At 53.5% G+C, this 25417-nt stretch carries 20 protein-coding genes; 15 read left to right on the top strand and 5 right to left on the bottom strand.

All coding sequences use genetic code 11. The features are described 5' to 3' along the window. Window positions 1-20: 20 nt before the first annotated feature. Both CJD38_RS07540 and CJD38_RS07535 read left to right on the top strand, forming a co-directional pair. Window positions 21-998 carry an NAD-dependent epimerase/dehydratase family protein gene (locus CJD38_RS07540; protein WP_107939679.1) on the top strand — a complete coding sequence of 326 codons (978 nt, stop codon included), beginning with the start codon at window positions 21-23 and terminating at the stop codon, window positions 996-998. A 25-nt stretch (window positions 999-1023) separates the two neighbouring features. Further along, window positions 1024-2184, top strand: a complete 1161-nt coding sequence (locus CJD38_RS07535; protein ID WP_107939678.1) for a zinc-binding dehydrogenase — start codon at window positions 1024-1026, stop codon at window positions 2182-2184. A 98-nt stretch (window positions 2185-2282) separates the two neighbouring features. On the opposite strand, the gene CJD38_RS07530 is transcribed toward CJD38_RS07535, so the two are convergent. Next, window positions 2283-3353: an AraC family transcriptional regulator gene (locus tag CJD38_RS07530; protein WP_146165946.1), complete on the bottom strand. Its 1071-nt coding sequence runs from the start codon at window positions 3351-3353 to the stop codon at window positions 2283-2285. Between the two features lie 78 nt (window positions 3354-3431). Here CJD38_RS07530 and CJD38_RS07525 point away from each other — a divergent pair, with 78 nt between their 5' ends. Next, window positions 3432-4610 (top strand): alkane 1-monooxygenase, encoded by a 1179-nt coding sequence (locus tag CJD38_RS07525; RefSeq protein WP_107939676.1) that lies wholly within the window; start codon window positions 3432-3434, stop codon window positions 4608-4610. 87 nt (window positions 4611-4697) lie between these two features. Here the strand turns inward: CJD38_RS07525 and CJD38_RS07520 are convergent, their stop codons facing one another. Next, a complete protein-coding gene (locus CJD38_RS07520; RefSeq protein WP_107939675.1) occupies window positions 4698-5726 on the bottom strand; it encodes an AraC family transcriptional regulator in 1029 nt (342 codons plus the stop codon). 132 nt (window positions 5727-5858) lie between these two features. Here CJD38_RS07520 and CJD38_RS07515 point away from each other — a divergent pair, with 132 nt between their 5' ends. The 11 genes from CJD38_RS07515 to CJD38_RS07465 all read left to right on the top strand — a co-directional run bounded on the left by CJD38_RS07515 (window position 5859) and on the right by CJD38_RS07465 (window position 21732). Further along, complete coding sequence (locus tag CJD38_RS07515) at window positions 5859-6749, top strand: fatty acid desaturase family protein (RefSeq protein WP_107939674.1); 891 nt, start codon at window positions 5859-5861, stop codon at window positions 6747-6749. A gap of 57 nt (window positions 6750-6806) precedes the next feature. Continuing rightward, the gene (locus CJD38_RS07510; RefSeq protein ID WP_107939673.1) at window positions 6807-9425 is read left to right on the top strand and encodes a helix-turn-helix transcriptional regulator; all 2619 of its coding nucleotides are present in this window, start codon (window positions 6807-6809) and stop codon (window positions 9423-9425) included. Window positions 9426-9496: 71 nt separating this feature from the next. Continuing rightward, on the top strand, window positions 9497-10717 hold the full coding sequence (locus CJD38_RS07505; RefSeq protein WP_107939672.1) for an NAD(P)/FAD-dependent oxidoreductase: 1221 nt from the start codon (window positions 9497-9499) through the stop codon (window positions 10715-10717). Window positions 10718-11021: 304 nt separating this feature from the next. Further along, complete coding sequence (locus CJD38_RS07500) at window positions 11022-13577, top strand: DUF1302 domain-containing protein (RefSeq protein ID WP_107939671.1); 2556 nt, start codon at window positions 11022-11024, stop codon at window positions 13575-13577. Between the two features lie 21 nt (window positions 13578-13598). Continuing rightward, the gene (locus CJD38_RS07495) at window positions 13599-14945 is read left to right on the top strand and encodes a DUF1329 domain-containing protein (protein ID WP_107939670.1); all 1347 of its coding nucleotides are present in this window, start codon (window positions 13599-13601) and stop codon (window positions 14943-14945) included. 69 nt (window positions 14946-15014) lie between these two features. Continuing rightward, window positions 15015-17621 (top strand): efflux RND transporter permease subunit, encoded by a 2607-nt coding sequence (locus CJD38_RS07490; protein ID WP_107939669.1) that lies wholly within the window; start codon window positions 15015-15017, stop codon window positions 17619-17621. Further along, entirely contained in the window at window positions 17618-18610 is a 993-nt protein-coding gene (locus CJD38_RS07485; RefSeq protein ID WP_107939668.1) for a WD40/YVTN/BNR-like repeat-containing protein, read from the top strand. Before CJD38_RS07490 ends, CJD38_RS07485 begins: the two co-directional genes overlap by 4 nt. A gap of 107 nt (window positions 18611-18717) precedes the next feature. Next, window positions 18718-19140: a nuclear transport factor 2 family protein gene (locus CJD38_RS07480; RefSeq protein WP_206362914.1), complete on the top strand. Its 423-nt coding sequence runs from the start codon at window positions 18718-18720 to the stop codon at window positions 19138-19140. A 2-nt stretch (window positions 19141-19142) separates the two neighbouring features. Continuing rightward, entirely contained in the window at window positions 19143-20045 is a 903-nt protein-coding gene (locus CJD38_RS07475) for an NAD-dependent epimerase/dehydratase family protein (RefSeq protein WP_107939667.1), read from the top strand. 71 nt (window positions 20046-20116) lie between these two features. After that, window positions 20117-20749 carry a TetR/AcrR family transcriptional regulator gene (locus CJD38_RS07470; RefSeq protein ID WP_107939666.1) on the top strand — a complete coding sequence of 211 codons (633 nt, stop codon included), beginning with the start codon at window positions 20117-20119 and terminating at the stop codon, window positions 20747-20749. Window positions 20750-20781: 32 nt separating this feature from the next. Then, on the top strand, window positions 20782-21732 hold the full coding sequence (locus CJD38_RS07465; protein WP_107939665.1) for an oxygenase MpaB family protein: 951 nt from the start codon (window positions 20782-20784) through the stop codon (window positions 21730-21732). On the opposite strand, the gene CJD38_RS07460 is transcribed toward CJD38_RS07465, so the two are convergent. Genes CJD38_RS07460 through CJD38_RS07450 form a run of 3 tightly spaced genes read right to left on the bottom strand, consistent with a single transcriptional unit; the run spans window position 21729 to window position 23227 of the window. Beyond that, entirely contained in the window at window positions 21729-22379 is a 651-nt protein-coding gene (locus tag CJD38_RS07460; protein WP_107939741.1) for a glutathione S-transferase family protein, read from the bottom strand. The genes CJD38_RS07465 and CJD38_RS07460 overlap by 4 nt on opposite strands. Before the next feature lie 42 nt (window positions 22380-22421). Next, a complete protein-coding gene (locus tag CJD38_RS07455; protein WP_107939664.1) occupies window positions 22422-22871 on the bottom strand; it encodes an SRPBCC family protein in 450 nt (149 codons plus the stop codon). Beyond that, window positions 22868-23227 (bottom strand): ArsR/SmtB family transcription factor, encoded by a 360-nt coding sequence (locus CJD38_RS07450; protein WP_107939663.1) that lies wholly within the window; start codon window positions 23225-23227, stop codon window positions 22868-22870. Before CJD38_RS07450 ends, CJD38_RS07455 begins: the two co-directional genes overlap by 4 nt. A gap of 366 nt (window positions 23228-23593) precedes the next feature. On the opposite strand from CJD38_RS07450, the gene CJD38_RS07445 reads away from it, so the two are divergent. Then, window positions 23594-25414 (top strand): M66 family metalloprotease, encoded by a 1821-nt coding sequence (locus tag CJD38_RS07445; RefSeq protein ID WP_161554182.1) that lies wholly within the window; start codon window positions 23594-23596, stop codon window positions 25412-25414. The last annotated feature ends 3 nt before the right edge of the window (window positions 25415-25417 follow it).

The following is a 25417-nucleotide window of genomic DNA, read 5'->3' as shown; positions in this document are numbered from 1 at the left end:
ATTTTCAGGAACCCAAAACAATGACGGTCATTGCAATTACAGGTATCGGTGGGTTTATTGGCTTGCGGATGGCAGAGCGCGCACGCGAGCTTGGCTGGACGGTGCGTGGACTCGATCTCTCGCCAGTCGCTGCTGAGCGTGCTCGTGCTGTGGGCGCTGAAGTTATTGTGGGTAGCGTCAACGATAGCGAAGCGATACACCGCACCGTTAACGGCGCCGATATCGTTTTCCACACTGCAGCCGTCGTCGAAGAAGACGGCCCACGTGAACTCTATGAGCGGGTGAATATTGAAGGCACACGCACTGTGGCGACGGTTTCAAGTAAAGCCGGCGTGCGTCAGTTCGTGCAGCTGTCGTCAGTGATGGTTTACGGCTTCGACTATCCGCAGGATGTTTCTGAGGACGGTCCATTCGATGGCGCCGCCAATATCTATAACGAAACCAAACTGCGTAGCGAACGCGTTGCGATGGAATTCGATAATCCGCTGGGTATGCGCGTGATCGTTATTCGCCCCGGAGACGTTTATGGCAGTGGCAGTGTTCCGTGGATTCTGCGTCCGCTGGATTTGATTCGTCGCGGTTTATTCATGCTGCCGAATGGCGGGCGTGGCGTGATCAATCAAGTCCATGTCGATAATCTGCTCGACGGTGTTTTTCTCGCGTTGGAGAAAAATGTCGGTGGTGAAGCTTTCACGATTAGCGATGGTGTTGCGACGTCTTGTAGTGAATTCTTCGGCCACGTTGCAAAGATGGCGGGCAAGCGCAGTATTCCGACGCTGCCAGCGCCGATTGTTTTTGCATTGATCGCGATCAGTGTGCGTTTGTGGCGGTTGTTTGGATCGCGATTCCCCGCCAGCGCTGCGGCAACGCGCTTCTTGATGCGCAAGAATCGTTACTCGATCGCCAAGGCTCAGCGCGTTCTGGGCTATCAGCCGCGCGTCCGTCTTGAAGATGGCATGCGTGACATCGCCGCGGATTTCCAGCTCCAAAAGAAATAAAGTAAGAAATCATCAGGAGAACAGTATGAAAGCCGTCGTTTGCCAGAATGCAGAATTACGTGTGGATGAGCGCGCCGCGCTTCAGCCTGCGAAAGGGCAGGTGCTGCTGAATGTTCTTCGTTGCGGCATCTGTGGTTCTGATCTGCATCTGCGTCATCACTGCGACCATATGCGTGCGCTGACCAAACGCGTGGGTTATGAGCGTATTGGCGGCAGCAGCGACGAAATCGTTTTCGGACATGAGTTTTGCGGTGAAGTTGTTGAGCACGGGCAAAACACTTCACGCAAGATCAAAACGGGCACGGTGGTTTGCGCAGTGCCGCTTATACGCAACGGTCAGCACGTCGATCTCACGGGCCTGTCACCGTTTGCTCCCGGCGCTTACGCCGAACAGGTTCTGGTTGAAGAGACCTTGATTGTGCCGGTGCCGAATGGTCTCAGCCCTGATCGTGCTGCGCTGACCGAGCCGATGGCGGTTGCACTGCATGCTGTCAATCGCAGCGAGATCAAGAAAGGTGATGTGGCAATCGTTATCGGCTGCGGGCCGGTAGGTCTTGGCGTGATCAGCATGCTCAAGGCCAAGGGTGTGAAGACCGTGGTCGCCAGTGATTTCTCCAAAGGCCGACGCGAACTTGCCAAGCGTTGCGGTGCAGATGTGGTGGTCGACCCCAAAGAAAACTCGCCTTATAAAAATTGGCAGGACTACGGCTTTATCGGCAGCGCGCCGCAGTTGCTGGAACTCGCACTCGACACGCGTGAGAAGCTTGGCAAGCTGCCCGTGCCTTGGTGGCAGAGCTGGCGTTTGATTGAAGCGTTGGGCATTCAGCCGAAGCGCCCAGTGATTTTTGAATGCGTCGGTGTGCCCGGAATCTTGCAGACGATTCTGGATGGCGCGCCGCTGATGTCGCGCGTGATTGTGGTCGGTGTGTGTATGCAGTCCGACATGATTGAGCCGAGCATGGGTATCAACAAAGAAATCGACATGCGGTTTGTGATTGGCTACACGCCACTGGAATATCGCGACGCCTTGCAAATGTTGGCTGAGGGTAAGGTTAACGCTGATCCGTTAATCACTGGCACCGTCGGTTTGGCGGGTGTGGCAGCTGCGTTTGATGCGCTGGGTGATCCTGAGAAGCACGCGAAGATTTTGATTGATCCGAAGACAACTGGACAGCAGGTTATTTAAAAGCACCTATATCATTCCCGCGAAGGCGGGAATCCAGTTTTAGCTCTTTCAGCAAGTGAGAAGACAACTGGATGCCCGCCTTCGCGGGCATGACGAATTTAGGTTTGGCTACTATCGCTCTGCTGCTTCTGCCGAAACTCATTCGGTGACACACCAGCCTCACGCCGGAACGCACGCGTGAAGTTAGCCGCGTCGGTATAGCCCAAGTGATAAGCAATCTGCGTGATATTGAGCCGCCCTGATTTGATCAACGCACACGCCGTTTCATGACGCGCTTTATTGGCGATGTCGCGAAACTTGCTGCCTTGCAAAAACAATCTTCGCTCCAGAGTTCTCGGCGATAGATTGAGAATGCTGGCGAGTTCTTCCAGTGTCGGCTGACCATCCGCTGCTTGGCGCAGCATCATGTAAGTCCACTCGCTGAGGCTTGAGCGATTGACGATGTTGTTGAGCATCTCTGCGCAACGCGCTTCAGCCATCTTCACGGTGTTTTGATCGGCCATCACCAGCGGTCGATCGACCAACGCTTTGTCGAACACGATGCGCGCACCGGGCAATCCGGTTTGGCTGAAGTGAATAGTGGCAGCGCTCAACTCGCGATAACGATCAACGTGTGGCGGCGGATCAATCGACAAATAAATCGAACAGGATGCGGGCGCGCCTGCAAGCAGCGTCTTCACTGTTTCGTAGTACGCCACCGCAATTGTCTCTTGATGAAATGCCAATACCTGCGCCGTGATTGGCAGGGCGGGGCGCACGTTCATCTCCGCGTGAGTCGCATGACTGCGGTACTGCATCAGGTATGTCGGCGTGATCAAACTGAAGTAACGCGCGACTAAACGTAGCGCCGCATCCAAGGTTGGCGCACTGAGCATCGCGTAGCCAAGAATGTCGTGTGCGCTGAGTTTGATAACGCGACCGAGTTCAAAACCCAGATCACTGCGCTGTGTGCGCAGCGCGGCAAGACTCACCATGGAGTCGACTTGCTCCGCCGTCAGTTGGCCATCGGCAGCAAGCAGCGCTTCCGGTTTGATCTGTGCCTCGCGCAGCAACGCGGGCACATCAACGCCCAACTCGGTTAGTCGATTTCCGAGCATTGCGTAGTAGCGCGCTGGCAGATAGAGATTGCTCATGTCGGGATATGACAACACGTTTGCGGAAAAAGACAAGTCCCCAGTCCCGGCCCCGCCCAATATGAACTCACCAAATGAAAGGCAGGAATCTCCTGCCAAGACTGGAGACTTCAAATGACTACTACAACGATCAAATCGACGGATTGGGTGGATGGCAAGCGTTCGCTTTGGGCGATGGGCCTGCTGATTCCGCTAATGCCTTTTATTGCTTGGGGCCTCGTCAGCCTCACCGGACTGGGTCTGTTCTGGTGGTTTGGACCGATGTTCTTTTACGGCATCGTTCCACTTGCCGACTACTTTGTGGGCGATGACAAAGCCAACCCGCCTGAATCAGCAGTGGCGAAGTTGGAAGAAGATCGCTACTACCGCTACGTTACGTACGCTTATATACCGCTGCAATTCATTGCAACCATTCTTGGCGCATGGATGGCCGTCAATGGCGGACTCAATTGGGCAGAAATGCTCGGGCTGATCTTCACTGTTGGTTTGGTCAATGGCGTCGGCATTAACACCGCACATGAACTCGGCCACAAGAAAGAAAACGTGGAACGCTGGTTCGCCAAGATCACGCTGGCACCGGTGGCTTACGGTCACTTCTTTGTCGAACACAATCGCGGACACCATGTGCGTGTTGCTACGCCAGAAGATCCAGCAAGTTCACGTATGGGCGAATCCTTCTGGAGCTTTTTGCCACGCACAATGATCGGCAGCTTCACCTCCGCATGGGAGCTTGAGAAAGTTCGCCTCGAACGTGAAGGCAAGAGTGTGTGGAGCTTGCAGAATCACAACTTGCAGGCTTGGTCGATGACGGTGGTTTTCTTCGGCGCGATCAGTCTGGTTCTGGGTCCTATCGCATTGCTGTTCTTAGTAGTGCAGGCGTTCTACGGTGCAACAGTGTTGGAATCGGTGAACTATCTCGAGCACTACGGCCTGATGCGTCAGAAGCAAGCCGATGGTCGCTACGAACGCTGCGAGCCACGTCACTCCTGGAACAGCAACAACACCGTCACCAATCTGCTGCTCTACCAGCTTCAGCGCCACTCGGATCACCACGCTCACGGCACGCGCCGCTATCAGTCACTGCGGCACTTTGAAGAAGCACCGCAGTTGCCGAGTGGTTACACCGCATTGGTTCCGGTTACTTACTTTCCAGCACTGTGGTTCATGTTGATGGATCGCCGCGTAGTGGCGCACTACAACGGCGACTTAAGCAAAGCGAATCTACAGCCAGAAAAACGCGAAGCCCTGATGGCGCGATATCACCGTCCGCAGGTCGTTGAAAAAGCTGCTTAGAAAATTTAAGAGTTTTCGCCTCTCACGCTGAAGATTTCAGCGTGAGAGGTTTCGGCGTATCTGAGCCATTGCTTTGTCGCGCTGCAATTAGCTGGCCGATCCATTGCGCAGTGATTTTCGATATTCGCTGGGCGGGCACCCAAACCATCGGCGGAATGCGCGGGTGAAGCTCGCTGTGTCACCGTAACCCAGTTGCAGTGCCATCTCGTCGAGTTTCATCTCGGTACCTTCTAACAACTGGATCGCAATTTGTTTGCGCTCTGCTTCGACTAGATCGCGAAAACTGTTGCCTTCTTCATCTAAGCGACGACGCAGGCTGCGTGGCGCCATCGCCATTTTTTCTGCGACATCCTCCAGCGAGGAAACAAAGCCAAGTGGTCCCAGCAAGAGTTGACGTACTTGCCCAGTGACGCCGGATACCTGTCGGCGTGCCAGTTGAATGCGGCACTGCTCCTCTAGAAGACGCACTAAGTGCGCATCGTACATAGGCATTTTTGCGTCGGCGACTTCGCGCTTCAGAATAATTGCATTGTTCCTGCAGCCATAGTGCGGCGCAATTTCGCAAAGCTCGCGGATACGATCAGCATGGTTGGGCGCTTTGCTCTGAAACTCCAGTCGATGCACGCGTACTCCGTGCAGACCCAATTCATGAAAAAGGTTGATCGCAGTAGCCATGTCACGTTCTAGCAAGAATTGACGTAGGTGTTGTGGAATTGAGCTCGGATCGACGATCAGGCCAAAGTCTTGTTCATTCGAGAGCATTGAAAATTTGCAGTAGGCAGTACTCAGCGGCAGATAACGTAAAGCACTTTCAAACGCTTCTCGTAGATTCCGACTCATACGCATGACGAAACCAAAAATACCGAAGGTAGCGACGTCGTACTGCAGGCCGAGTTCAAAGCCAGGTGCTTGCACCTGTGGCAAGGCCAGAATCAGGTTTTCGACCAAGCGCATTTCTTGATCACGCGCGATCAAAGCGTCGGCGTCACGTAGTTGGTTTTCCGTGATGCCAGTGCCGAGCAAACAGGTAGCAGTGTCAACGCCATAGCGCGCAGCGAAGTTGACCATCACTTGACTAATGGCCACTGGATGCTGGAACACGGCTTCTGTAGTCATGCCTTGGCTTCGGGTTTGATGAATCAGTCGGTTGGCCGCAAATGCTGGGCGGTAGGCCGCCAATGCTCTGCTAAGTGCTTGGACGTAAGTCTAATGTGTCCGCAGTGCTGTTTCGAATAGGAGTGGTGGGCCATGCAGAACGACTTGGGTTCGTTAAACAAAGACGCGATTGCGATATCTAAAGAATACACCGAGGAGCTGGCTTGGCCGACAGTTGCGCTGACATTGTTCGTGCTGATCGCATTCGTTGCAAATCTGTGGATGTTCGCAATCGGCGTAACTCCCTTGTGGGTCAGTATTCTGGCCTACGCGGTACTGACGTATATGTCTTATACGCCCCTACACGAGGCGGCACACGGAAATATCCATGGCGGGCGCCAACACCTCCAATGGCTCAACAAGCTATGCGGATATCTGGTTGCGCCGCTGATCATGGTGCCGTTCTCCACCCACACCGTGGAGCATTTCACTCACCACCGATACACCAATCAGCCCGACAAGGATCCCGACTACGTAGTCAGTGGCATGCGTCACGGGTTTCTGGCGTTCATTTGGCATGGGCTCGGATTTTTGTGGGTTCAAAACACATTCTTGTTTCATGGTTATTGGAAGACGGCGCCGCTTCGTGAGCGCTTAACCTTTATGGCAGAGGTGACATTTGCGCTGAGCTGGCGCGCGCTCTTCCTCGTCGTTTGTACGCGTGAATATAGTGTGCTGCTACTCGTGGCTGGCTACTTCGCGGGCGCCTTCTTCACCGCCTACTGGTTTGCCTACAGACCTCACCATGCTTATGAGGAGACTGCGCGCTACCGCAATACCAACAGCTTGTTAATGCCTGTGTGGATGCAGCCAATGCAATGGTTCTGGCTGGGCCAAGACTTGCACTCCGTTCATCACCTGTTTCCTCGCGTTCCGTTTTATCGCTATCGCCAATTGCACCGAAGGATTGAGCACGTTATGCGTGCGCATGGCACGCCGATGATCGGAATCTTCAGTCGGCGTGATATCCCGGCAGCAGAATGATTTCCTCAGCGGAAAACTTTTCAGATTAGTTAATGTGGCAGGAAGCTCATAAACAGAATGAAAGCTCGTCCGAATCTCGACAGAACATTAAAGCGCCCTTTAACAGAGGCAAAGCGTCTGCTCGTTCATCGCGAGCGCTTGTTGGCGTTGGATGTTGGCCTGCCGATCTTTGTGATTGAAGGACCCTCTGGATATGGAAAGAGCGTACTCGCCGAGTTGTGGTTGTCGCGACATCGACAAGAAGGCCGTTGCAGTTGGTTGTCCTTGGATAAATCGTGTGGAGATCCGATTGCATTTTTGGACAAGGTTCTCGAAGCCGTAGGTGCTGATGTTCCTCGCAACGAGGAAGCGGGCATCGACGGCGCAGCAGGACGATCCGAGCGATTCGATAGCCTCTGCACGCATCTGGCTAGCGCCGAGTCACGCTGCTATTTGGTTCTTGATGATGTTCATACGATTGCGGAGCGTAGTGCCCGACTCTATCTCGAGCGACTGTTGACGCTGACCTCCAGCAAACTGTCGATCTGCCTGACAATGCAACCCTTCGATATCGAACTGGGCCTCGGCCGACTTGCGGGTGAAGGAAAAGTCACTTGGGTCCAGGCTACAGATCTTGCGATGACGCGTGATGAAGTACGTGAACTCTCCTGGCTGCGCGGCCGTGTTCTCAATGATTCGCAACTGGACTCGCTATACCGAGTGACAGAAGGTTGGCCTGCACTGACGCAGATCGCGTTGGTTGCTCCGATTGAATTCAATGATGAGTTGATCGCAAGAGACGCGCCGGGATCAACGCCTCTGCGTGATTTCATTTACAAGAAATTCATTCAAACACTCTCAGCTGATGACAAGGAAGTGTTGTGGACCTTGTCCTGTATCGGAAACGCGCCGATCTCCCTGCTGATGTCACTCAATCCGCCGGAGTCGAAAGTAGAGATCGCGATTCTGCGATTCCGCGCGCTTGGATTGATCCAGAATCGTGATCCTGAAGATTCCTCGATTGTTTGCTTGCACGCGTTGATCAGAGAAGTGTCTTCCAGAGTTCTTCTTGATCATGAATTTCGAACGAAGACAGAAATTCTGCGCGACGCTGCCCAGTGGAAATGGGACAACGGCCAAGCCGCTGCCGCAGTCAGTTTGGCTTTGGAAGCCGGCCCTGATCTCGCGGAACTGTCAGGAAATTGGATCAAGCAACTGGGATTCAATTTCCTATTCCGCACCGGGCAACATCAAACCTTGCTCGACCTGATCGAGCGATGGGAAAGCGCGGTAAAGATGCTCGATCCGGAAATTGATTCGATTGCGGCATGGGGCCTCATATTCCAGCGTCAATTTTCTGTGGCTGAAGCGAGGCTGGATCGGATTGAGCTTTCGTCCAATTCGAAGTTGCGAGATGCATTGCCCTTGCAGCGCGCGGTGATCGCCGCCTTGCGTGACGATTTCTCAACCAGCCGAGCGCTCGCTCAACAATGGGTACAGAGCAACGAAGGCCGCCATTCCTTTGAGATGGGTGTGGCGTCCACGGTGTTCGCGTTCGGACTCAAATTCACGGCAGAGTTCGACCGTGCACAAGTTGCGCTGCGTGATGCGATCTATGGTTTCAATACTGCGCAGTCGAGTTACGGCATCGGATGGGCGCATGTCGTGGGTGCGATGGTGCTGATTCAATCCGGACGTTTCCGCGCGGCGCTTGCTCAGATCGATGCAGGCCTGCTTCGCTGCCCAAGCTCGCAAGGATTTGGCAGTTTGAGAACGCTGCTGAAAGCCCAGGAAGCATTTCTTCGCTACGAGCGTAATGAGTTGGATCGAGTGAGAGAGATCCTCGCCGAGGCATTGCCCTTATTGTCGGATCAAGGTGCGGTCGATGCGGTTAACGTGGGATACGCAGCAGCGGTGAGAGAGCGTGTTGCTAACGGCGACTATGGCACGGCATTGGACATGCTTTCTGAAGGCGAACTGATTGCACAGCAGCGCGATTTTCAGCGGCTTTATTCAACGCTTCGGGTTGAACGCGTGCTGTTGTTAATTAGAAGTGGCGCGCCGAACCAAGCCAAGCCGCTATTGCAGTCAATCAACGAAGGTTGTTTTTCGAAGACGACCAGGCAGCTGTTGAACGCTCGCATTGCGATTGCTGACGGCGAGGGTAGTTTGGCGCGTGGAATCATCATTGATCTCATCGCTTGTCTGCGAATTCAGGAGCGTCAGAACCGGCTATGCGAAGCGCTCCTTTTGTTGGCACTTGCAGAGGATCTGTGCTGCAACGATAAGGCGTCAATGAAGGCGCTGGGCGAAGCGCTCGAAATTGGCAGCGTTGAAGGCTATCTCAGAACATTTCTGGACGAAGGGAAAGTCGTCATGGACATGATCGAGCGATGGCTAAATCTGGGCAGTGCGGCAGGCCGACCGGCGATTTCTCTGGCGAAGCAACTCATATCGCTGTCAGAGACGCCGAGCAATCCCGGTGCCCCGAATGCACTCGCGATTGTGTTCAACAAGCGTGAGCGGCAAATCCTTGCTTTGCTGAATGAAGGGCTGAGCAATGCCCAGCTCGCGCAGCGTTGCTTTATCACCGAAGGAACCGTGAAGTGGTATTTGCACAATCTGTATGAAAAATTTGATGTCGGCAATCGAACGGCCTTGCTTCGCGCGACTCGGGAGCATGGGATCAAACTTTGAGTGAGGTGTCCCGCAAGTTCCTATCCATCGATAGGTGCTGCATTTTTAAGACTCTGTAACCATCCCGAGCTATGAGCGAACAATTGGCTGCAATTATCGGGGCGGGACAGGCAGCGTTTCAGGCTGCGGTAAATTTGCGCAATGAAGGTTATGTGGGGCGCATCGTGATGGTCGGGGATGAGCCCTGCCTTCCGTATAACCGTCCTCCCTTGTGCAAGAACTTCCTCGCCGGATTAATCCCCGAGGAAAAACTTCTGCTGCGGCCACGTTCGTTTTTCCTGGACTTGGATATCGACATTCGTACCGGCGTGACGGCGGATAAGCTGCGCGTGTCGGATCATGTCGTCGACTTTTCGGATGGCCAGTCGCTTGGCTTCGATCATCTGGTCATCGCAACGGGCGGTCGCCCAAGAAAGCTCAATATTCCTGGCGTCGATCTGCCGCAGGTTCACTATTTGAGGACGATGGCGGATGTAAATGGAATCCGCCGTTCCATGCAACCCGGTGCGCGCATGGTTTTGATTGGTGGTGGTTACATCGGTCTGGAGGTTGCTGCAGTTGCTCGTCAGATTGGCCTTGAAGTCACGATTCTGGAAGCTGCACCGCAGTTGCTATCGCGTATTACCGGAGCATTGGTCGCAGGATTCTATTGCGATCTTCATCGAAAGAATGGCGTTGAGGTTCATTGCGAAACCAGCGCAACCCATATCGAGCCAGACGGAACAGGCGCTCGAGTTTTCTGTAACGACGGGAAAAGCTATCCCGCAGACGTGGTCATCGTCGCGGTTGGAATGGAACCCAATATCGATCTTGCCTTGAATGCCGGCATTGTCTGCAACAAGGGAATCGTCACGGATGATTTCTGTAGAACGTCAGCGCTGGATATTTATGCGGCAGGAGATTGCTCCGAGCATCGTTCGAGTTTCTACGACACTCAAATGCACTTGCAGTCCGTGCCCAGCGCTATCGAACAAGGCCGAACCGCCGCCGCGGCGATTTGTGGAAAGTTAAAACCGCTTAAGCATGTTCCCTGGTTTTGGTCAGACCAATACGACATCAAGCTGCAAAGCGCAGGCGTTGTTGGCGGCCACGATCAAATTCTCGTACGAGGAAAGCTCGAGGATCGTTCCTTTGCAGCCTTCTATTTGAAAGGCCAGCGATTGATTGCGATGGACGCAGTCAATCGTCCGGAAGAATTCTCCCTATCCAAGGAATGGATCGCGGCCAAAACGCCGCTGTGCATCGAACGCATCGAAAACGATGCATTACCCGTCAAGCAATTGAGCCTATAGCTTCGGGTTGTCCCTACGTTTTCGTCTAGGAATCAGACGTTACTCGCAGCGGCACCTACCCATATTCCTATCTTACGGTAGGTGCGCGCTCAACCTCTCCCTTTGTACCTTAATGCGGCAGGAACTTTGATGTTCTGTGCTGTGACGATGCCTCGACCAAACGAGAGATTCGCTCTGAAAAATGAGCCAATGAAATAAACATCGCGCAGCTGAGGAGAAATTTAATCAGTTGATAACTGTGCTCTGTCGCGGTGCTCCGTATTCGGAGAGGCCTGTAGGCGCAGTTTGAAAAAGAGGATCGAAAATGGATTTGACGTTCGATATGCAGCAGCGCTTTGGCAAGGTCGCGACTACAACAGCGGCATTGCTGACGTTGTTGATCACTGCACCTGCTTACTCGCTTGGATTCTCCATCCCGTTCTTCGGCGAGACGTCGATAGACGGAGTCAGCAATACCTCAATTATTGCTGGCGCAGCCTGGCGTACAGAACCACAGCGGACGGCGTCTATCGGCAAGAACAATCTCAATCCGGAGGTCTGCGGACGCACGGATCCCAAGGTCAGTTTCTATCAGGTCTGTCAGGGCCTTTTCACCAGCCAGTCTTTTGCTGCTGAACATCTGGCCGCTGCACCGGGCTCCTTCAGCACCAACTTTGACGCGGGCAATCTCAATTACGAGCAGTGGGATGTTACGCAGTCGCCTTTGCGTATCAATGAAGACATCACGCTGAACTGGAAGGGTTGGACGCTGTTTGCCAAAGGCATCGCTTTCTACGATCCGACCAACTATCGCTTCAACGAATACCACCCGAACATCATTACCCGAAAGAATTTGCAGCAGGTCGGTTACGCCACGTCTTCGGTGAATACAGCGGGCGGTCTTTTGAACTCGCTACTTGGCGTCGTGTCGTCTGGCGGCTCATTGGCCAACGTACTTTCGAGTGCGGGCGGGCTGTTGTCTGCTCCAGCGCTGGGCGCGCGCGTTGATTCGGTTCCTTGTCCGACCAACCGCAATCAGTTGGGTCTTCCTTGCGGCATCGTCTATGGGCCGGGTGGCAAAGTTTATGAGCGTCGCAGCGATAGTCAGACGCTCAAGACCATTGGCTTGGGGCTGCAGCTGCTGGATCTGAATATCACCGGCGTTGTTCCAATCCCTGGCTTGGACGTCACGGTGAGAGCAGGGCGTCAGCAAATCATTTGGGGCGAGGCGACGTTGCAGTTCTTTGACTCGCTCAACGTTATGAATGCGCCAAACCTGAATAATTTCTTCCGTATCGGTGGCAACGGTCTGGATGATTTCTATCAACCGATTAATGCACTGTCGTTTGCGATTACGCCGATTGATTCAGTCAATATTTCTGCTTGGTATGCACTTGAGTTTCAGCCAATCGAGTTGCCCGCAGAAGGTGGCTTCTATTCGCCGGTCAATCTGGGTACCAAGAATGACGGGCCTGACTACATCACGATTGGCTTCGGCAATCTCACGCCAGATCCGGATGCCGTCGGCCAAAATCTCGACAATCCGCTGAGTCTCATCACCAACACCACTTCGCGTGCACAGCGTCTGCGCGATGATGATCCTGACGGTGCGGCGAAGAACTTCGGCGTCAAGGTGGCCTATACGGCTGATTGGCTCAACAACGGCACCAATCTCGGTTTCTATTTCGCCAATTACACCTCGCGCACGCCGATGGTCAGCGTGTGGTCTGCGAATGAATCGTGCGCAAAGAATTCAACAAACACTGTTCAGTTCTTGTTGGATTGCCCGAACATTCCTCTGCTTCATTTGCCTCTGAATGATCCTGCTGGGGCAACAGACAGCGCGCTGTCTCTAGATAGCCTGAAAGTAAGACTGGAGTATCCGCGCGACATCAAGATGTATGGCTTTAGCTTTAACACCAGCTTTGGCGATGTTTCCTTCCAAGGTGAAGCGGCGTATCGCCCACGCGATCCTCTGCAGGTTGACGTCGTCGATCTCGTGTTCGCTGGTTTGGGCCCCACGCTAACCAACTGTCACTTGCAGTCATCCGGTTGTATCGGCAGTACGGTCGGTGTCGGACCGAATGCGACGGGCGCGCAGCAGGTGTATGGCACCAGCAATTTCACCACCGCCAATGGCAACAATCCATTCCCAGATACTTTTGATCTGGTGGTTGGCCATCTGCCGGGTTCGGGTCGTTCATTCCCGAATTTCATCATTCCTTATCGTGGTGGTGAATTAGGAAAAAACCCAGCGAATTCCTATATTCGTGGCTGGGAATATTTCAGAACGCTCTCGCTGGATTTCGGTGCGACTTACGTTGAAGGCAACACAGATTTCACTGCACGAATGCTGCATGCCGATCAAGTGATCTGGCTGCCAGAGCTCGGCTTCCGCGGCATTCTCAATCTTCCTCCGCTTGATCAACTCGCACTCGCAGTGCCCGGTACTTACACCAGCCCTACGGCCGGTGCCGACGGTTCGGGTGCTGATGGATCGCGACAAGCTTGTTCCAGCAACGCGGCCTGCCAATTCGGCCCGGATGGTCTGCGCTTCAGTCCGCATCAAGCGCCGCTGGGTTTGTATCCAACCAAATGGTCGGGTGGTGCTGGTCTGGTGATGTTGATTCGCTGGGAAGATGTGCTGCCAGGTTTGGCCATCGCCCCAACCATCATTCTGAAGCACGACATCTTCGGACACTCGCCAGGCTATCTCTCCAACTACGTCGAAGGACGCACGTTGTTTGATACCAATATTGAATTCCGTTATCAGCAAAAAATTTCTATCAACCTCGGTTATCAGATGTGGTCGGGCGGCGGTGACGCCAATCTGTTCCACGATCGAGACACTTTGAAGTTTTTTGCAAAGTACTCGTTTTAACGTGCACACAAGGAGATTTACATGAAATCACGCGTTGTCATTCTCGCCGCCGCGCTGAGCTTTGCTGTGCCGTCGTTGGTACTCGCAAAGGTTGGCGCTGATCAAGCGGCGAAGCTAGGAAAAGAACTCACGCCCGTTGGCGCAACTGCTGCTGGGAATAGCGATGGAACCATTCCAGCTTGGACGCCTGCCAAGCAGAAAGGAAAGCTTTCTGGTGAGTACGCGAGCGATGCTGCGGTTGAAGCAGAGAAGCCGCTGTACACCATCACTAGCGCCAACATCGACAAGTACGGTGACAAGCTGAGTGAAGGTCACAAATATCTGTTGAAGACTTTCAAGACCTACAAGATGAATGTATTCCCCAGCCACCGTAACGTGGCTTGGCCTGATTTCATCTACAAGGCAACCGCGGTCAATGCGACCAATTGCGCGCTGGTCGGCACGGACAACCCGGATAACTGCAAGCAGGGTTTTCCGTATCCGATCCCGCAAACCGGTGCTGAAGTCATTTGGAATCATCGCCTCAAATGGCGTGGCGATAACGTTCGTCGTAACAACGATCAGATGATTGTTGATCCGAGCGGCAAGTATCAGCTCGCGCAGTTGACCGAAGACGTTAAGTTTCTCTACGCCAACGAAAAGAATCCGGTCCCGCTAACCAACGGCAAGGGCTTGTTCCTGTATTACCTCTCGAAGATCGTTTCGCCACCGCGCACCGCTGGTACGATGATTCTTGTTAATGAGAGTGGCGGCACTGGCGCAACCGGTCGTGCAGCGTGGCTGTATGCGCCGGCATTGAAGCGTATCCGTCGCGCACCGGCTGTTTGCTGCGACAACCCTTACGAGGGCACCGATGGTCAGCAGTTCTATGACCAGGTCGATATGTTCAACGGCGTCCTTGAGCGTTACACCTGGAAGCTGCAGGGCAAGCGCGAGATGCTTGTGCCGTACAACAACTTCAAGGCGGCTCGTGCCAAGTACGACGATCTGGCTCGTCCAAATCATCTGAACGCTGATATCCCTCGCTACGAAACGCATCGCGTGTGGGTTGTCGAAGCAACGCTCAAGCCGGGTGAACGTCATACCTATGCCAAGCGCGTCTTCTACGTTGATGAAGACTCCTGGAGCATCCTGATGGTGGATTGCTATGACGGCAAAGGTGGTTTGTTCAACTTCCAAGAAGGCATGGGCACGCCGCAATCGAATGTGCTGACGCACTTCACCGTGCCAGAAGTAATTTATCACTTCGACTCCGGTCGCTATTTCGTGACGGCATTGTCTGCGCAGGGACACCCGAACGATTACAGCGTGCAGTATCCAGACGGCTTCTTCACCGACAGCGCAGTGCAGCAACGCGCCTCGAAGTAATCCAGTGACATCGTGCAGAGGCTCGCCATCGTGGCGAGCCTCTGCCATCAGTTAAGACAGGAAGTTCCCATGCATGGTGATCCTCGTGGCTGGTTTTCGACGTTCTTCGTCAAAATCACAGAGCCACTTATCTTTTCGAAAAGACCTCTCACCCTAACGGTGATTGGATTGCTGACGATTTTTCTCGGATGGCAGGCGCTGCATTTGCGTCTCGACTCCGGGTTTGAAAAGCAGTTGCCCAAGGATCATCCGTACATCAAGATTCTGAAACAGCATCAGGAGCAGTTTGGCGGTGGCAACACCGTCTTGCTCGCTGTTTCTCAGAAAGCGCCTGAAAAGAATATTTATGACGGCGCTTTTCTGGCGTCGTTAAAAACGGCAACAGACTCGGTCTTCTATCTCTCTGGCGTCGACAGAACGCGCGTCAGTTCGATCTTCACGCCCAATGTTCGTTATCTGGAAGTCGTTGAAGGCGGATTCCAGGGCGGCAACGTCATTCCATCCGGTTTCAATGCGGATGTGGAATCGCTGGCCAAGGTCAAAGACAACATCGCAAAGGCCAGCATCATCGGTCGTCTGGTTTCCAACGATCAGCGTTCCGCATTGGTCTCTGCAGAACTGGTTGACGTGAATCCGCGCACACATGAGAAACTGGACTACATCCAGACCGCGCACAATTTTGAAAACATCCGTGGCCGGCTGATCAAGCAGACGCGTTATGACGTCAAGCTCGCCAGTGATGATGGCGTGTTGAAAGCGGGCACGATTATCTCCACCGTTTACGAAGATCCTCGTGGGCTGTTCTTCCGCTTCAAGTCTGTTCATGGAACTGCAATTGGTCCAAGCGGCGAAACCATTGAAAAGGATTTCGAAGCTTCTGCGCTGACGGTCGCCGAGTCGAAGAACCCGGACTACAACCCGGATATCAATGTCGAAATCATCGGCTTTGCCAAAGTCATCGGCGATGTCGCGGATGCCTCATTGGAGGTGGTGACCTTCTTCGCCATCACCGTGTTCCTCGTTTGGCTGGTGTTGTCCTGGTACATGGGCTCCTTTGTTGTTGCCCTCTATCCATTGAGTTGCGGTTTGCTTGCCGTGATTTGGGAAATGGGTCTCTTCAAACTCGCAGGTTATGGTCTGGATCCCTTTGCGATCCTCGTGCCGTTTCTAGTGTTGGCGATCAGCGTTTCGCATGGTATTCAGATCACTAGCTTCTGGTTGCTGGAAGTTGCGGACCACGGATTGAATAGCTTTGATGCTTCTCGCGCCACGTATCGTCGTCTGGTTATTCCGGGCATTACGGCACTGGTTACCAACATCATCGGCTTCGGCACGATTCTGTTGATTCCAATTGGCATCGTTCAAGAGATGGCGATTAATGCCATGTTTGGTCTGGTTGCGATTGTGATCTGTAAGAAAATATTGCTGCCGTGCTTGTTGTCTTATGTGCACATCGGCAATCGCGAGCGCTTCCGCGCTTATCAGCACCGCCGCGATGAGAAGTTCCAGCCGGTCTGGAAAGTCATGTCGGCTTTAACCAATCGTCGTGTGGCGATCACGGTACTAGTGGTGATGGCGACGACATGGGCGGGTGCGTGGTGGGTCGCTCGTGATCTTCAGATCGGCGAACTGCATGCGGGCGTGCCAGCGCTGAAACCGGATTCTCGCTACAACATGGATTCGGAGTTCATTACCAAGAACTATTCCATTGGCGTTGATGTGCTGCAGATTTATGCGCACACCAAGAAAAACGGTTGCATCGACTATGACGTCATGAACCGTATTAATCGCTTTGGTTGGTATATGCAGAATCAGCCAGGCATCGTTTCGGTTGTGTCATTGCCGATTATGGATAAGCAGGTCTGGGCTAAATACAACGAAAGTAATCCACGCTGGATGCAGCTACCGCGCTCGCAAGACGGCTTGATCCTCGCGGGCCAGCAATTCACGACGTCGACAGGCTTATTGAACGAAGACTGCAGTGTGATCCCGACTTACATTTTCACCAAGGATCATCGCGCCACAACAATCGATCAGATCATTTCGACCATCGACAAGGTCAACAGCGGCGTTAAGCCGGATGATCCTGTGACCTTCCATTTGGCGGGTGGCAACGTCGGTGTGCTTGCAGCCACTAACGATGTGATCAAGAAAACAGAATTCACTGTTCTGTTCTGGCTCTATCTCGCCATCATCGTTTGCGTGTATGCCTCGTTCCGAGGCATCGCAGGCATCATTTGTATTGTCGTTCCATTGGCGGCGGTATCGGTGTTTACCTACGCCATCATGGTCTGGCTGGGCATCGGGCAAACCGTTGCAACGCTGCCGGTTGCCGCATTCGCCGCGGGTATCGGTGTTGATTACGGCATCTACATCTTCAGTGTTCTTGAAGAGAACGTGAAAGTGAAGAGAATGCCGATGCGCGAAGCCTATGCCAACACGCTGCATCAAACAGGTAAAGCGGTGATTGTGACCGGTATTGCCTTGTCTGCCAGTGTTGCGACATGGGTCTTGTCAGGTCTTCAGTTCCAGATTGACATGGGCATTCTGTTAACCATCATGTTCTTGGCCAACGCAGTGGCTGCATTGATCTTCTTGCCAGCCTTCGCACACTTCCTCATTCGTGATGTTTCGGCAGGAAAGCCTTCACAAGGTCAGACAACGGTGTCGGCATGAAAAAAATATTCTCACGCTGCGCTGCGGCGCTGATGCTGTCGGCCATTGTTGTCGCAGCGATTGCTGAAGAGGCGGCGGGCACTGCTGCAAGCGTGTCAGTTGCCAAGCCAATTCCTGCGCTGCTGATTAGCAATGCGGAACGCGGCATGCTCTTGGGTATTGCGCGTGCAGGTGATCAGATTGTTGCGGTGGGTGGCAATGGTGTGATCGTCCGCTCAACGGATGGCAAGACCTGGCGTCAGGCCAAGAGTCCTGTTGATACGGCGTTCAACGCGGTTGGATTTGCAGACTCCAAGCATGGCTGGGCTGTCGGCCACGATTCCGTCATTCTGGGAACGTCGGATGGCGGAGCAACGTGGGCGATTCAGAATTTTCAGCCGGATTTGAATGCACCTATTTTTTCGATTCTGCCCTTGAGTTCGCAGCAGGCAATTGTTGTCGGTGCTTTCGGTCTGATTAAAACGACAGACGATGCAGGCGTGACTTGGCGTGATATCGACGCACCAGCAATTTCTAGCGATAAGCTGCATCTAAACAGTATTGCCAAGCTGAACAACGGAAAGTTTGCTGTTGCAGGTGAACGTGGTTTGGTCGGTTTGTCTGCCGATGGTCTTCAGTGGACCCGCATTGCAACCCAGTATGAAGGTTCTTTCTTCGGCATCCTGCCGTGGAAAGAGAAGGGCGCCATCGCTTTTGGAATGCGCGGCAATGTGTATGTCTGTGATGATCTCGACGCGCCTGCATGGAAGAAGATCGAAACGGCGACAACCTCCAGCTTCTTTGGCGGCGAGACACTGTCAGGTGGCCGCGTTCTGTTGACGGGTTCGGATACCACGGCACTTATGGTGTCGTCAGATGGTGTAGTGGCTGCACTAAAGAAAATCGGCAACGGTGGTAATGGTGATAGCAGTTTGACCGGTAGCCTCAAAATTCCGTCGGCTGAAATATTCATCGGCGAGTCAGGCGCGATTTTAACTGCGGGTGATTAGAACCCTGTAGGCATATGGTTGCGGTCTGCGCGACTACTGCATATCAAGTATGCGGGCAGGATGACGGGGTAGCAGTCTAGGAGGACTGCTACCAACCCGGAAATGCCGTGAGCATCGAACAACTCAATAAAGAAAAAGCGACCGCCTTTTTTGCAGCGCTTAATCGTGGTGACATCCCTGCGATTGTTGGTGCCTACGCAGAAGATGGGCGCTGCGTGACGATGGGCAATACGCTGATCTCTGGAACGTTCGACAAGGCGCAGATCTCTGCGGCTGCTGGCGGTATCTTTCAGGTTTTCCCCAAAGGCATTCGCTTCACGATTGATGCGATGACGGCCGAGGGCGAGCGCGTCGCTGTTGAAGCGAGATCTGAAGGTTTGCATGTTTCCGGCCAGATCTACAGCAATCAGTATCACTTCCTGATGCGCTTCCGCGATGGTCAGCTCGTGGAGTTCAAGGAATACATGGACACCGAGCGTGTCACCGACATTCTTTGTGGCGGGCAGAAACGTCCAGCGGCTGCGGTGTAGTCATGAAGATTCTTGTCCTTGGCGGTACGGGGCTGATTGGTGGTCACGCTGCATTACGTCTGAAGAGCTTGGGTCATGAAGTTACGATTGCAGCACGCAAGCCTTTGCCCACTGACACGCCATTGGGCCAGTTACCTCAACTGACTGGCGATTATCTCAGCGATGATTTCACGCCTGCGCAATTAGCCAAGTTCGACACACTGATCTTCGCCGCAGGCAACGACATCCGTCACGTGCCACCCGGTGATGATGAATCTGCTCACTGGCAGCGCGCCAATGTTGAAGGTGTTCCACGCTTCTTTGCCAAAGCGCGTGATGCCGGTATCCGCCGTGCGATTTACATTGGAAGTTTCTATCCGCAGATTCGTCCTGATCTCTGCGACAAGAGTTCCTATGTACGTGGGCGCAAGCTGGCTGATGATGGCGCGCGTGCGTTGAGCAGTGATCGCTTCCATGTCTGCAGCATTAATGCGCCATTTGTAGTTGGTCATGTGCCGGGTTTGATTGTGCCGGGCATGGCTGCACATGCTGGTTATGCCTTGGGTCGCTTTCCGCAGATTCCGGCATTCGCCCCACTCGGTGGCGTGAACTTCATTTCCACAGACAGTCTTTCCGACGCCATCGTCGGTGCATTGGAGCGCGGCGAAAACGGCAAGGCTTATCTGGTCGGCGATGAGAATCTCAGCTTTCAGGATTATTTCGGCGAGTACTTCAAGGCGGCAGGTCATGCGGGAGAAGTTCCTGCACTGGAAAATGATCATCCCTTCCTGCCGAATTCAATCCTGTATGCCGGTGCTGGCAACACGATTTACTACGAACCCGACGCAGCAGAACTCAAGTTGCTGAACTATCGCCGCAATGACGTGCGCAAGACCTTGCGGGAAATCGTCGACTTCTACCGTTAGTAAGATCGCCCCGATTTATGGAAACGGGGCAGATTTGCCAATATTCATACGCAAGCGTATAAATATCCTACATGAGCGTAGGAACAGCCAAAAAGAGATACGTTAGAGCCCCGCATTTAGGGCCTGAGCGCCGTCGTCCGCAGATACTGGATGCCGCTTTGAAGCTGGTGGCTGATAACGGCGTCCGTGCACTGAATATGGAAGCGGTGGCCCAGGCACTCGGTGTAACCAAGCCGGTTGTGTATGCCTGCTTCACTTCACGCGAAGACCTCTTGAATGCTTTGTTGGAGCGCGAGGAAATACGCCTGTTTGAAGGCGTGATGGCCGCGCTACCCAAGAAAGTGGATATCACTAATCCGCAGCAGTTAATGACGGATGGTTTTCGTGCGCTGTTTAATGCGGTTGATAACAACCGTGATTCATGGCGCTTGGTGTTTTCTGTAGAGGCCGATCCTGCCGTGGCTGCCAGACTTCAAGAAGGGCGACGTCTTGTCTCTCAGAGAGTTTCCTTGCTTGTTGGAGCTTGGCTGAAATTGCTTGGCGCCAAGGATGCTAAGCGACGTTTGCCGATTTTGGTGACTTTGTTCATGTCGATTTGCGAAGGCATGGTTCGTTCGCTGCTGGATAAGTCGAATGACTGGAGCATCGATGAACTCTCTGCTTACGTCGGCCGACTTGTGCTTGCAGCCTTTGAAGAAGCTTGAATTGATCGTTATATATTTTTGAGGAAGAGAAGATGACTTCAACGCGCCCATCGGTTCGTCCCGTTGCCAAACGCCCACGTGAAGATTGGGGCTTGTTTGGACCCGATTCTCCCACGTGGAAAGTTTGGAGCAGCCCAACGGCGCTGCTCGCTTTCCAGCGTTCGATCATTGTCGAAACATTTGATCCCTTCCTCGCGGCAGCTGTTCACGATCAGAATGGCGTGCGCTATAACGCAACGCGTCGCTTTGATCGAACCATTCAATATTTTCTGACGGTGGCCTGCGGCGATTCTCGCGCGGCGATTGAGGCATCTGAAATTCTGATGCGTGTTCACGCCAAGGCAACCGGCGTTGAGCCGATCAGCGAAAAGCCCTATAGCCCGAATGATCCCAACTCACAGCTGTGGATTCACATCACCGGCTGGCAATCCAATCTGCTGTGCTACGAGCGCTACGGCGCTGGTCCGTTGTCTGTAGAAGATGAAAAACGTTACTGGGCCGAGTGCGCGATTGCCGCTGAATTGCAGACCTGTAATCCAGCAGATGTTCCTCGCTCACGTAAAGAAGTGCGGGAATACTACGAAGCCATGCGCCCGAAGCTCTGTGTTTCAGATCGCTCGCGAACGCTGATTCATTACTTCCTTAATTCGCAGCGCAAGATTGCAGGTACTGGTTTGTGGGTTGGCAGTAATCTGATGGCGGCTGCCACTATTGCGACGATTCCAAAATGGATGCGCGTACTTGGTGGTTTTGATCAACCAGCCGCTGTAGATGCCTTGATTGTTCCAGCTGCAAAGATTGCTGTACGCATGGGAAGTATTCCGGTCGTGTCACGCGCGATACTGAAGCAGATGGCGCCATCTGCACTGCCGGTAATGGATCAAGTGCTCAGAAATCAGCAACCGCTGCGCAACGAAATGCCAAGCCCTGCAGAAGCGCGCCAACGTTACGGACAAGTTGGACGCGCTCAAGCAGCGGCTTAAGCGGCTGGCGGGTTCTCAACAAAATCTGCCATTTGATCGTGCAGTGCTTTCTTGAATGAAGGCCGCGCTTCACAGCGATCGCAATAGGCTTTGATTGTTGGGAACTGCGCGACCAAATCAAGATGGCGCAGATTGCGCAGCACCGTCACCATCAAGATATCGGCAGCGCTGAAATGATCTGCAAGATATTCACGCTCGCCGAGGCTTGTCGCTAGAGCAAAGAGTCGGCGCTTAACAAATTCTTCCACTTGTGGGCGACGCTGCTTGGTCCACTCAGCGTCGCTGTGAAAGAGATCAATCTCAGTTAGCTGCTGCACGGCTGGCTCAATCGAATTGAGTGCTGCGATCAACCATGTCTGCACGCGTGCACGTCCGACCGCATCCTTCGGCATCAACGCTTCAGATTGCTCAGCGATATGAAGCACGATGGCGCCGGACTCAAACATCTCCACGCCGTCATGTGAAAACGCGGGCACCTGACCAAACGGTTGCCACTCGCGATATTCCACGCTGGTCTGATCTTGTGGGCCAATCAGTTTGGTGGTGTACGGCAGGCCTGCTTCTTCCAGCGCCCAACGCACGCGCAAATCGCGCACGATGCCGCGTACGAATGGCGGCACCCAACGGAAGGCGCTGACGGTGATCATTTGTGTGTTCATCATGTTTTGCTCCTAGGTCTGCGACAGACTTCAGTGTTTGAGATGCGCTTCCAGCAATTCCAGTCCACGCGTCCAGCCGCGGGTGTGGCCCTGAGCTGAATCATGATCAGGCAGGCGTTCATGTGTGAGCACGATCTCGGTGCTGTCGCTGGCTGCAATGAATTCCACTGTCACCAGTGTTTCTGTGTGACGCGTGGCATCTGAATGCCAAGTGAAAACCAGCTTCTTGTTGCGTTCAATGCCGCGATACTCGCCATAGTGACGCTTATCGCCGTCTTGGTGATGCATGATGATTTCGTAAGCGCCGCCAACACGCGCATCCACGGTCACGGTGTTGCGTCGGTGATCGCCCGGCAGCATCCACTGCGAGAGGCTGTCTGCATCAAGCCACGCGTCGAATAGTTCATCAGCCGTTGCGGGAATGGTGCGCTTAATTACAAGCTTGCCGGGCTTGATGGTGTTCGTCTGAGGTTGTGTCATTGCTTCTTGCTCCTACGTTGATCTTGTTTGCGTTTTTTAATGACGAAATCTTCCAGCGCCGCCAAGCTGTGTTCCCAGAACTGGCGGTAGTACTCCATCCATTCCATCGCTTCTGCCATCGGTCCGGCATTGAGCGTGAGCACGTGCTCGCGTCCTTGCACGGCGCGTGTAACGAGGCCCGCACGTTCAAGAATCCGGATGTGTTTGGAGGTCGAGTTCAGCGAGATCGGGAAGTCATTCGCCAACTCCGTCACTCGCGCATCCGATTGCGCCAGCCGCGCGAGGATCGCGCGCCGCGTTCCGTCCGACATCGCCGTAAAGACGTCATCCAGCTTTGTGTTTTTATATTCACCCATAAGGGTGAATATAGGCGCATACGAAATCAGAGTCAAGTGGAGGGGTTGCGGCAGCTAGGAAGCACTTTCCGTGTAAGAAGAAGACGCTTTGTGCTTCACCGGGTCGTTTTTTTCCGGCTTGGCAGGAAGTAATCAGTAACATTGCATTTGCAGCAGTCGCCTTAACACGACCTTTTATCCGGTCGTCTCCATTAATGACCTGCAAAAAAATAAGAATAGCTCCGCATCGTTTGAACCCTAGCAAGGACGCTAAAGAAAATATCTATGACTACACGGAAAGTATTGGCATCGTCGTGTTTGATTCTGGCTGCGATACTGGCAGCCGGATGTGACGGCGGTAAGGGGGGAGTATCTACTGGCTCTGAGGTGACGAAAGCTCAACTCGGAATCACAACGCTGGAACTGGCGCAAACTCATGTTTTACCGGAAGGCGGTAAGAGCTGGGCGCTTTCAAATGCAACCGAGTCTCTGCATTTCGTAGGGCAGCGTGATGCACTGGCGCTGATTAAATTATCGAAATCCGATGCTATTAATCCGGCGCTTGAAGCTTGGGCCAATGGCGTCAAGTTAGGCGCTGTTTCACTCGCGGCGCCTGACTTGCTGCCACGTACTGAGGCGGCTGGACCGTCTTACGCAACTGATCGCTACAGCGCCACAGTGCCAGCGAGTTGGATGGTGCCTGGTTTACAGCTGCGCGTAAGCGCAAGTAATTACACCGTTAGCGAATTCCGCAATCCTTTGGTTGGGGCGGATTCTCCAATGACTTTACGTGTGTTGCCGTTCTATCTCTTTGGCGCTACCGATGCGAACTCGGTGCCGTTTGCTTCAGCATCTGCGCCTGATGCGACCACAAAGAATGAAGTATTTGCCAAGTGGCCAGTCGCGAAATTAACGGCACAAAATCACCCTGCACAACGCGCCAATTGGTCGACGGTTGTAATCGGCCCGCGGAATGATTCAGGTGGCGTGGCGCGTGAAGCATACGTGGCACAAAACTCAAATCAACAAAAAGATGGCTTTGCAGTGATGGGTTCAATCCTGAATGTCTTGGGTGGACTACTGAATGCAAATGGCGAAGCGGCTGGACCGTATCAGTACTATGCGCCGCTGATCATGCTTAACAGCAGCGGCAACTACGCGGGACCTGGTGGTGGATTGGGCTCAGTCGGCGGTGATACCGGCGTTGGCGATTATTCCTATAGCGGCATTTTTATTCATGAGCAGGGACATGCTTTTGGTTTGTCTCATGCGGGCGAGGCTTATGACGGTGGTCGGTATCCCTACAATTGGGGCAGCCTGAACGGATCAGCTTGGGGCTTCGATCCATTTCACAATGAATTCTTGGCGCCTTTTGTGCCGAGTACTGCAAGCACTTACGTCGGTTGTTCCAGCGATACGTTTGGTGGGCATGCACGTGCAGCTGATTCATCAGGCCGTTGCGTAAAGCAGGATCCGATGCAAAGTGGTGCGGGTGACCAAGCGAGTGGATACAAATTTGCGACCTTCTCTGATTTCAGTTCGGCGGTGATGCAGCGACATCTTGAAGGAACTACAACGGTCGACGGTGCTGGCAATCACAGCTATTCCGGCGGCAGCATCGTTGCAGACTCGTCATTCCCCGGCGGTTACAAACGTTGGGATAGCGTTGATCTGAAGTGGGTGAACTTCACCCCGACTACGACGAGCGGCGCTATTTGGGGATTCGATCAAGGCATGCCCTTGCAGCGCAATGTATCGGTGTATTCCATCGTCGTGACTTACAGCAATGCTTGTGTGAAAGGTCCATTGCAGACTTGCCCGATGTCGCAGATTTATCCGCCTTTGAGCTACACCGGAAATCTGATGCGCACAATCGATCCAACGGATGCTGCGCAACGCGCCAGCATCGTGCCGGACACCAGTCCTAACTATTGGTACTGCCGTAACGGTGGCTGCGATTACACGGTAAGAGTGACTTACGTTGGCGGCAACGTGCGCAATGTGCTCATTCAAGGCGGCTTCCGCCCATTCAATCAGCCGACAGGTGCGCCGCCTGCAAGTGCCAGCAATGCGACGGATGGCAACAGCTTCCGTACGTGGGTGGTCAACGTACCGAATGAAGGCACGATACAAAAAATAGAGTTGCTCTCTACGCCGATGGTATGGAATGGAATGCCCGCTATTCCTACGGTGCTGGCATCACGATAGCTT

Source organism: Stenotrophobium rhamnosiphilum (assembly GCF_003052265.1).
GTDB classification, from domain to species: Bacteria; Pseudomonadota; Gammaproteobacteria; order Nevskiales; family Nevskiaceae; genus Stenotrophobium; species Stenotrophobium rhamnosiphilum.
Note: the sequence above shows the minus strand (reverse complement) of the source record. Positions and strands in the feature narration are given on the sequence as shown.

Coding starts and splice junctions, on each gene's coding strand:
- CJD38_RS07540 (WP_107939679.1), top strand. CDS start 21: ATGACGGTCATTGCAATTACAGGTATCGGTGGGTTTATTGGCTTGCGG.
- CJD38_RS07535 (WP_107939678.1), top strand. CDS start 1,024: ATGAAAGCCGTCGTTTGCCAGAATGCAGAATTACGTGTGGATGAGCGC.
- CJD38_RS07525 (WP_107939676.1), top strand. CDS start 3,432: ATGACTACTACAACGATCAAATCGACGGATTGGGTGGATGGCAAGCGT.
- CJD38_RS07520 (WP_107939675.1), bottom strand. CDS start 5,726: ATGACTACAGAAGCCGTGTTCCAGCATCCAGTGGCCATTAGTCAAGTG.
- CJD38_RS07515 (WP_107939674.1), top strand. CDS start 5,859: ATGCAGAACGACTTGGGTTCGTTAAACAAAGACGCGATTGCGATATCT.
- CJD38_RS07510 (WP_107939673.1), top strand. CDS start 6,807: ATGAAAGCTCGTCCGAATCTCGACAGAACATTAAAGCGCCCTTTAACA.
- CJD38_RS07505 (WP_107939672.1), top strand. CDS start 9,497: ATGAGCGAACAATTGGCTGCAATTATCGGGGCGGGACAGGCAGCGTTT.
- CJD38_RS07500 (WP_107939671.1), top strand. CDS start 11,022: ATGGATTTGACGTTCGATATGCAGCAGCGCTTTGGCAAGGTCGCGACT.
- CJD38_RS07495 (WP_107939670.1), top strand. CDS start 13,599: ATGAAATCACGCGTTGTCATTCTCGCCGCCGCGCTGAGCTTTGCTGTG.
- CJD38_RS07490 (WP_107939669.1), top strand. CDS start 15,015: ATGCATGGTGATCCTCGTGGCTGGTTTTCGACGTTCTTCGTCAAAATC.
- CJD38_RS07485 (WP_107939668.1), top strand. CDS start 17,618: ATGAAAAAAATATTCTCACGCTGCGCTGCGGCGCTGATGCTGTCGGCC.
- CJD38_RS07475 (WP_107939667.1), top strand. CDS start 19,143: ATGAAGATTCTTGTCCTTGGCGGTACGGGGCTGATTGGTGGTCACGCT.
- CJD38_RS07470 (WP_107939666.1), top strand. CDS start 20,117: ATGAGCGTAGGAACAGCCAAAAAGAGATACGTTAGAGCCCCGCATTTA.
- CJD38_RS07465 (WP_107939665.1), top strand. CDS start 20,782: ATGACTTCAACGCGCCCATCGGTTCGTCCCGTTGCCAAACGCCCACGT.
- CJD38_RS07460 (WP_107939741.1), bottom strand. CDS start 22,379: ATGATCACCGTCAGCGCCTTCCGTTGGGTGCCGCCATTCGTACGCGGC.
- CJD38_RS07455 (WP_107939664.1), bottom strand. CDS start 22,871: ATGACACAACCTCAGACGAACACCATCAAGCCCGGCAAGCTTGTAATT.
- CJD38_RS07450 (WP_107939663.1), bottom strand. CDS start 23,227: ATGGGTGAATATAAAAACACAAAGCTGGATGACGTCTTTACGGCGATG.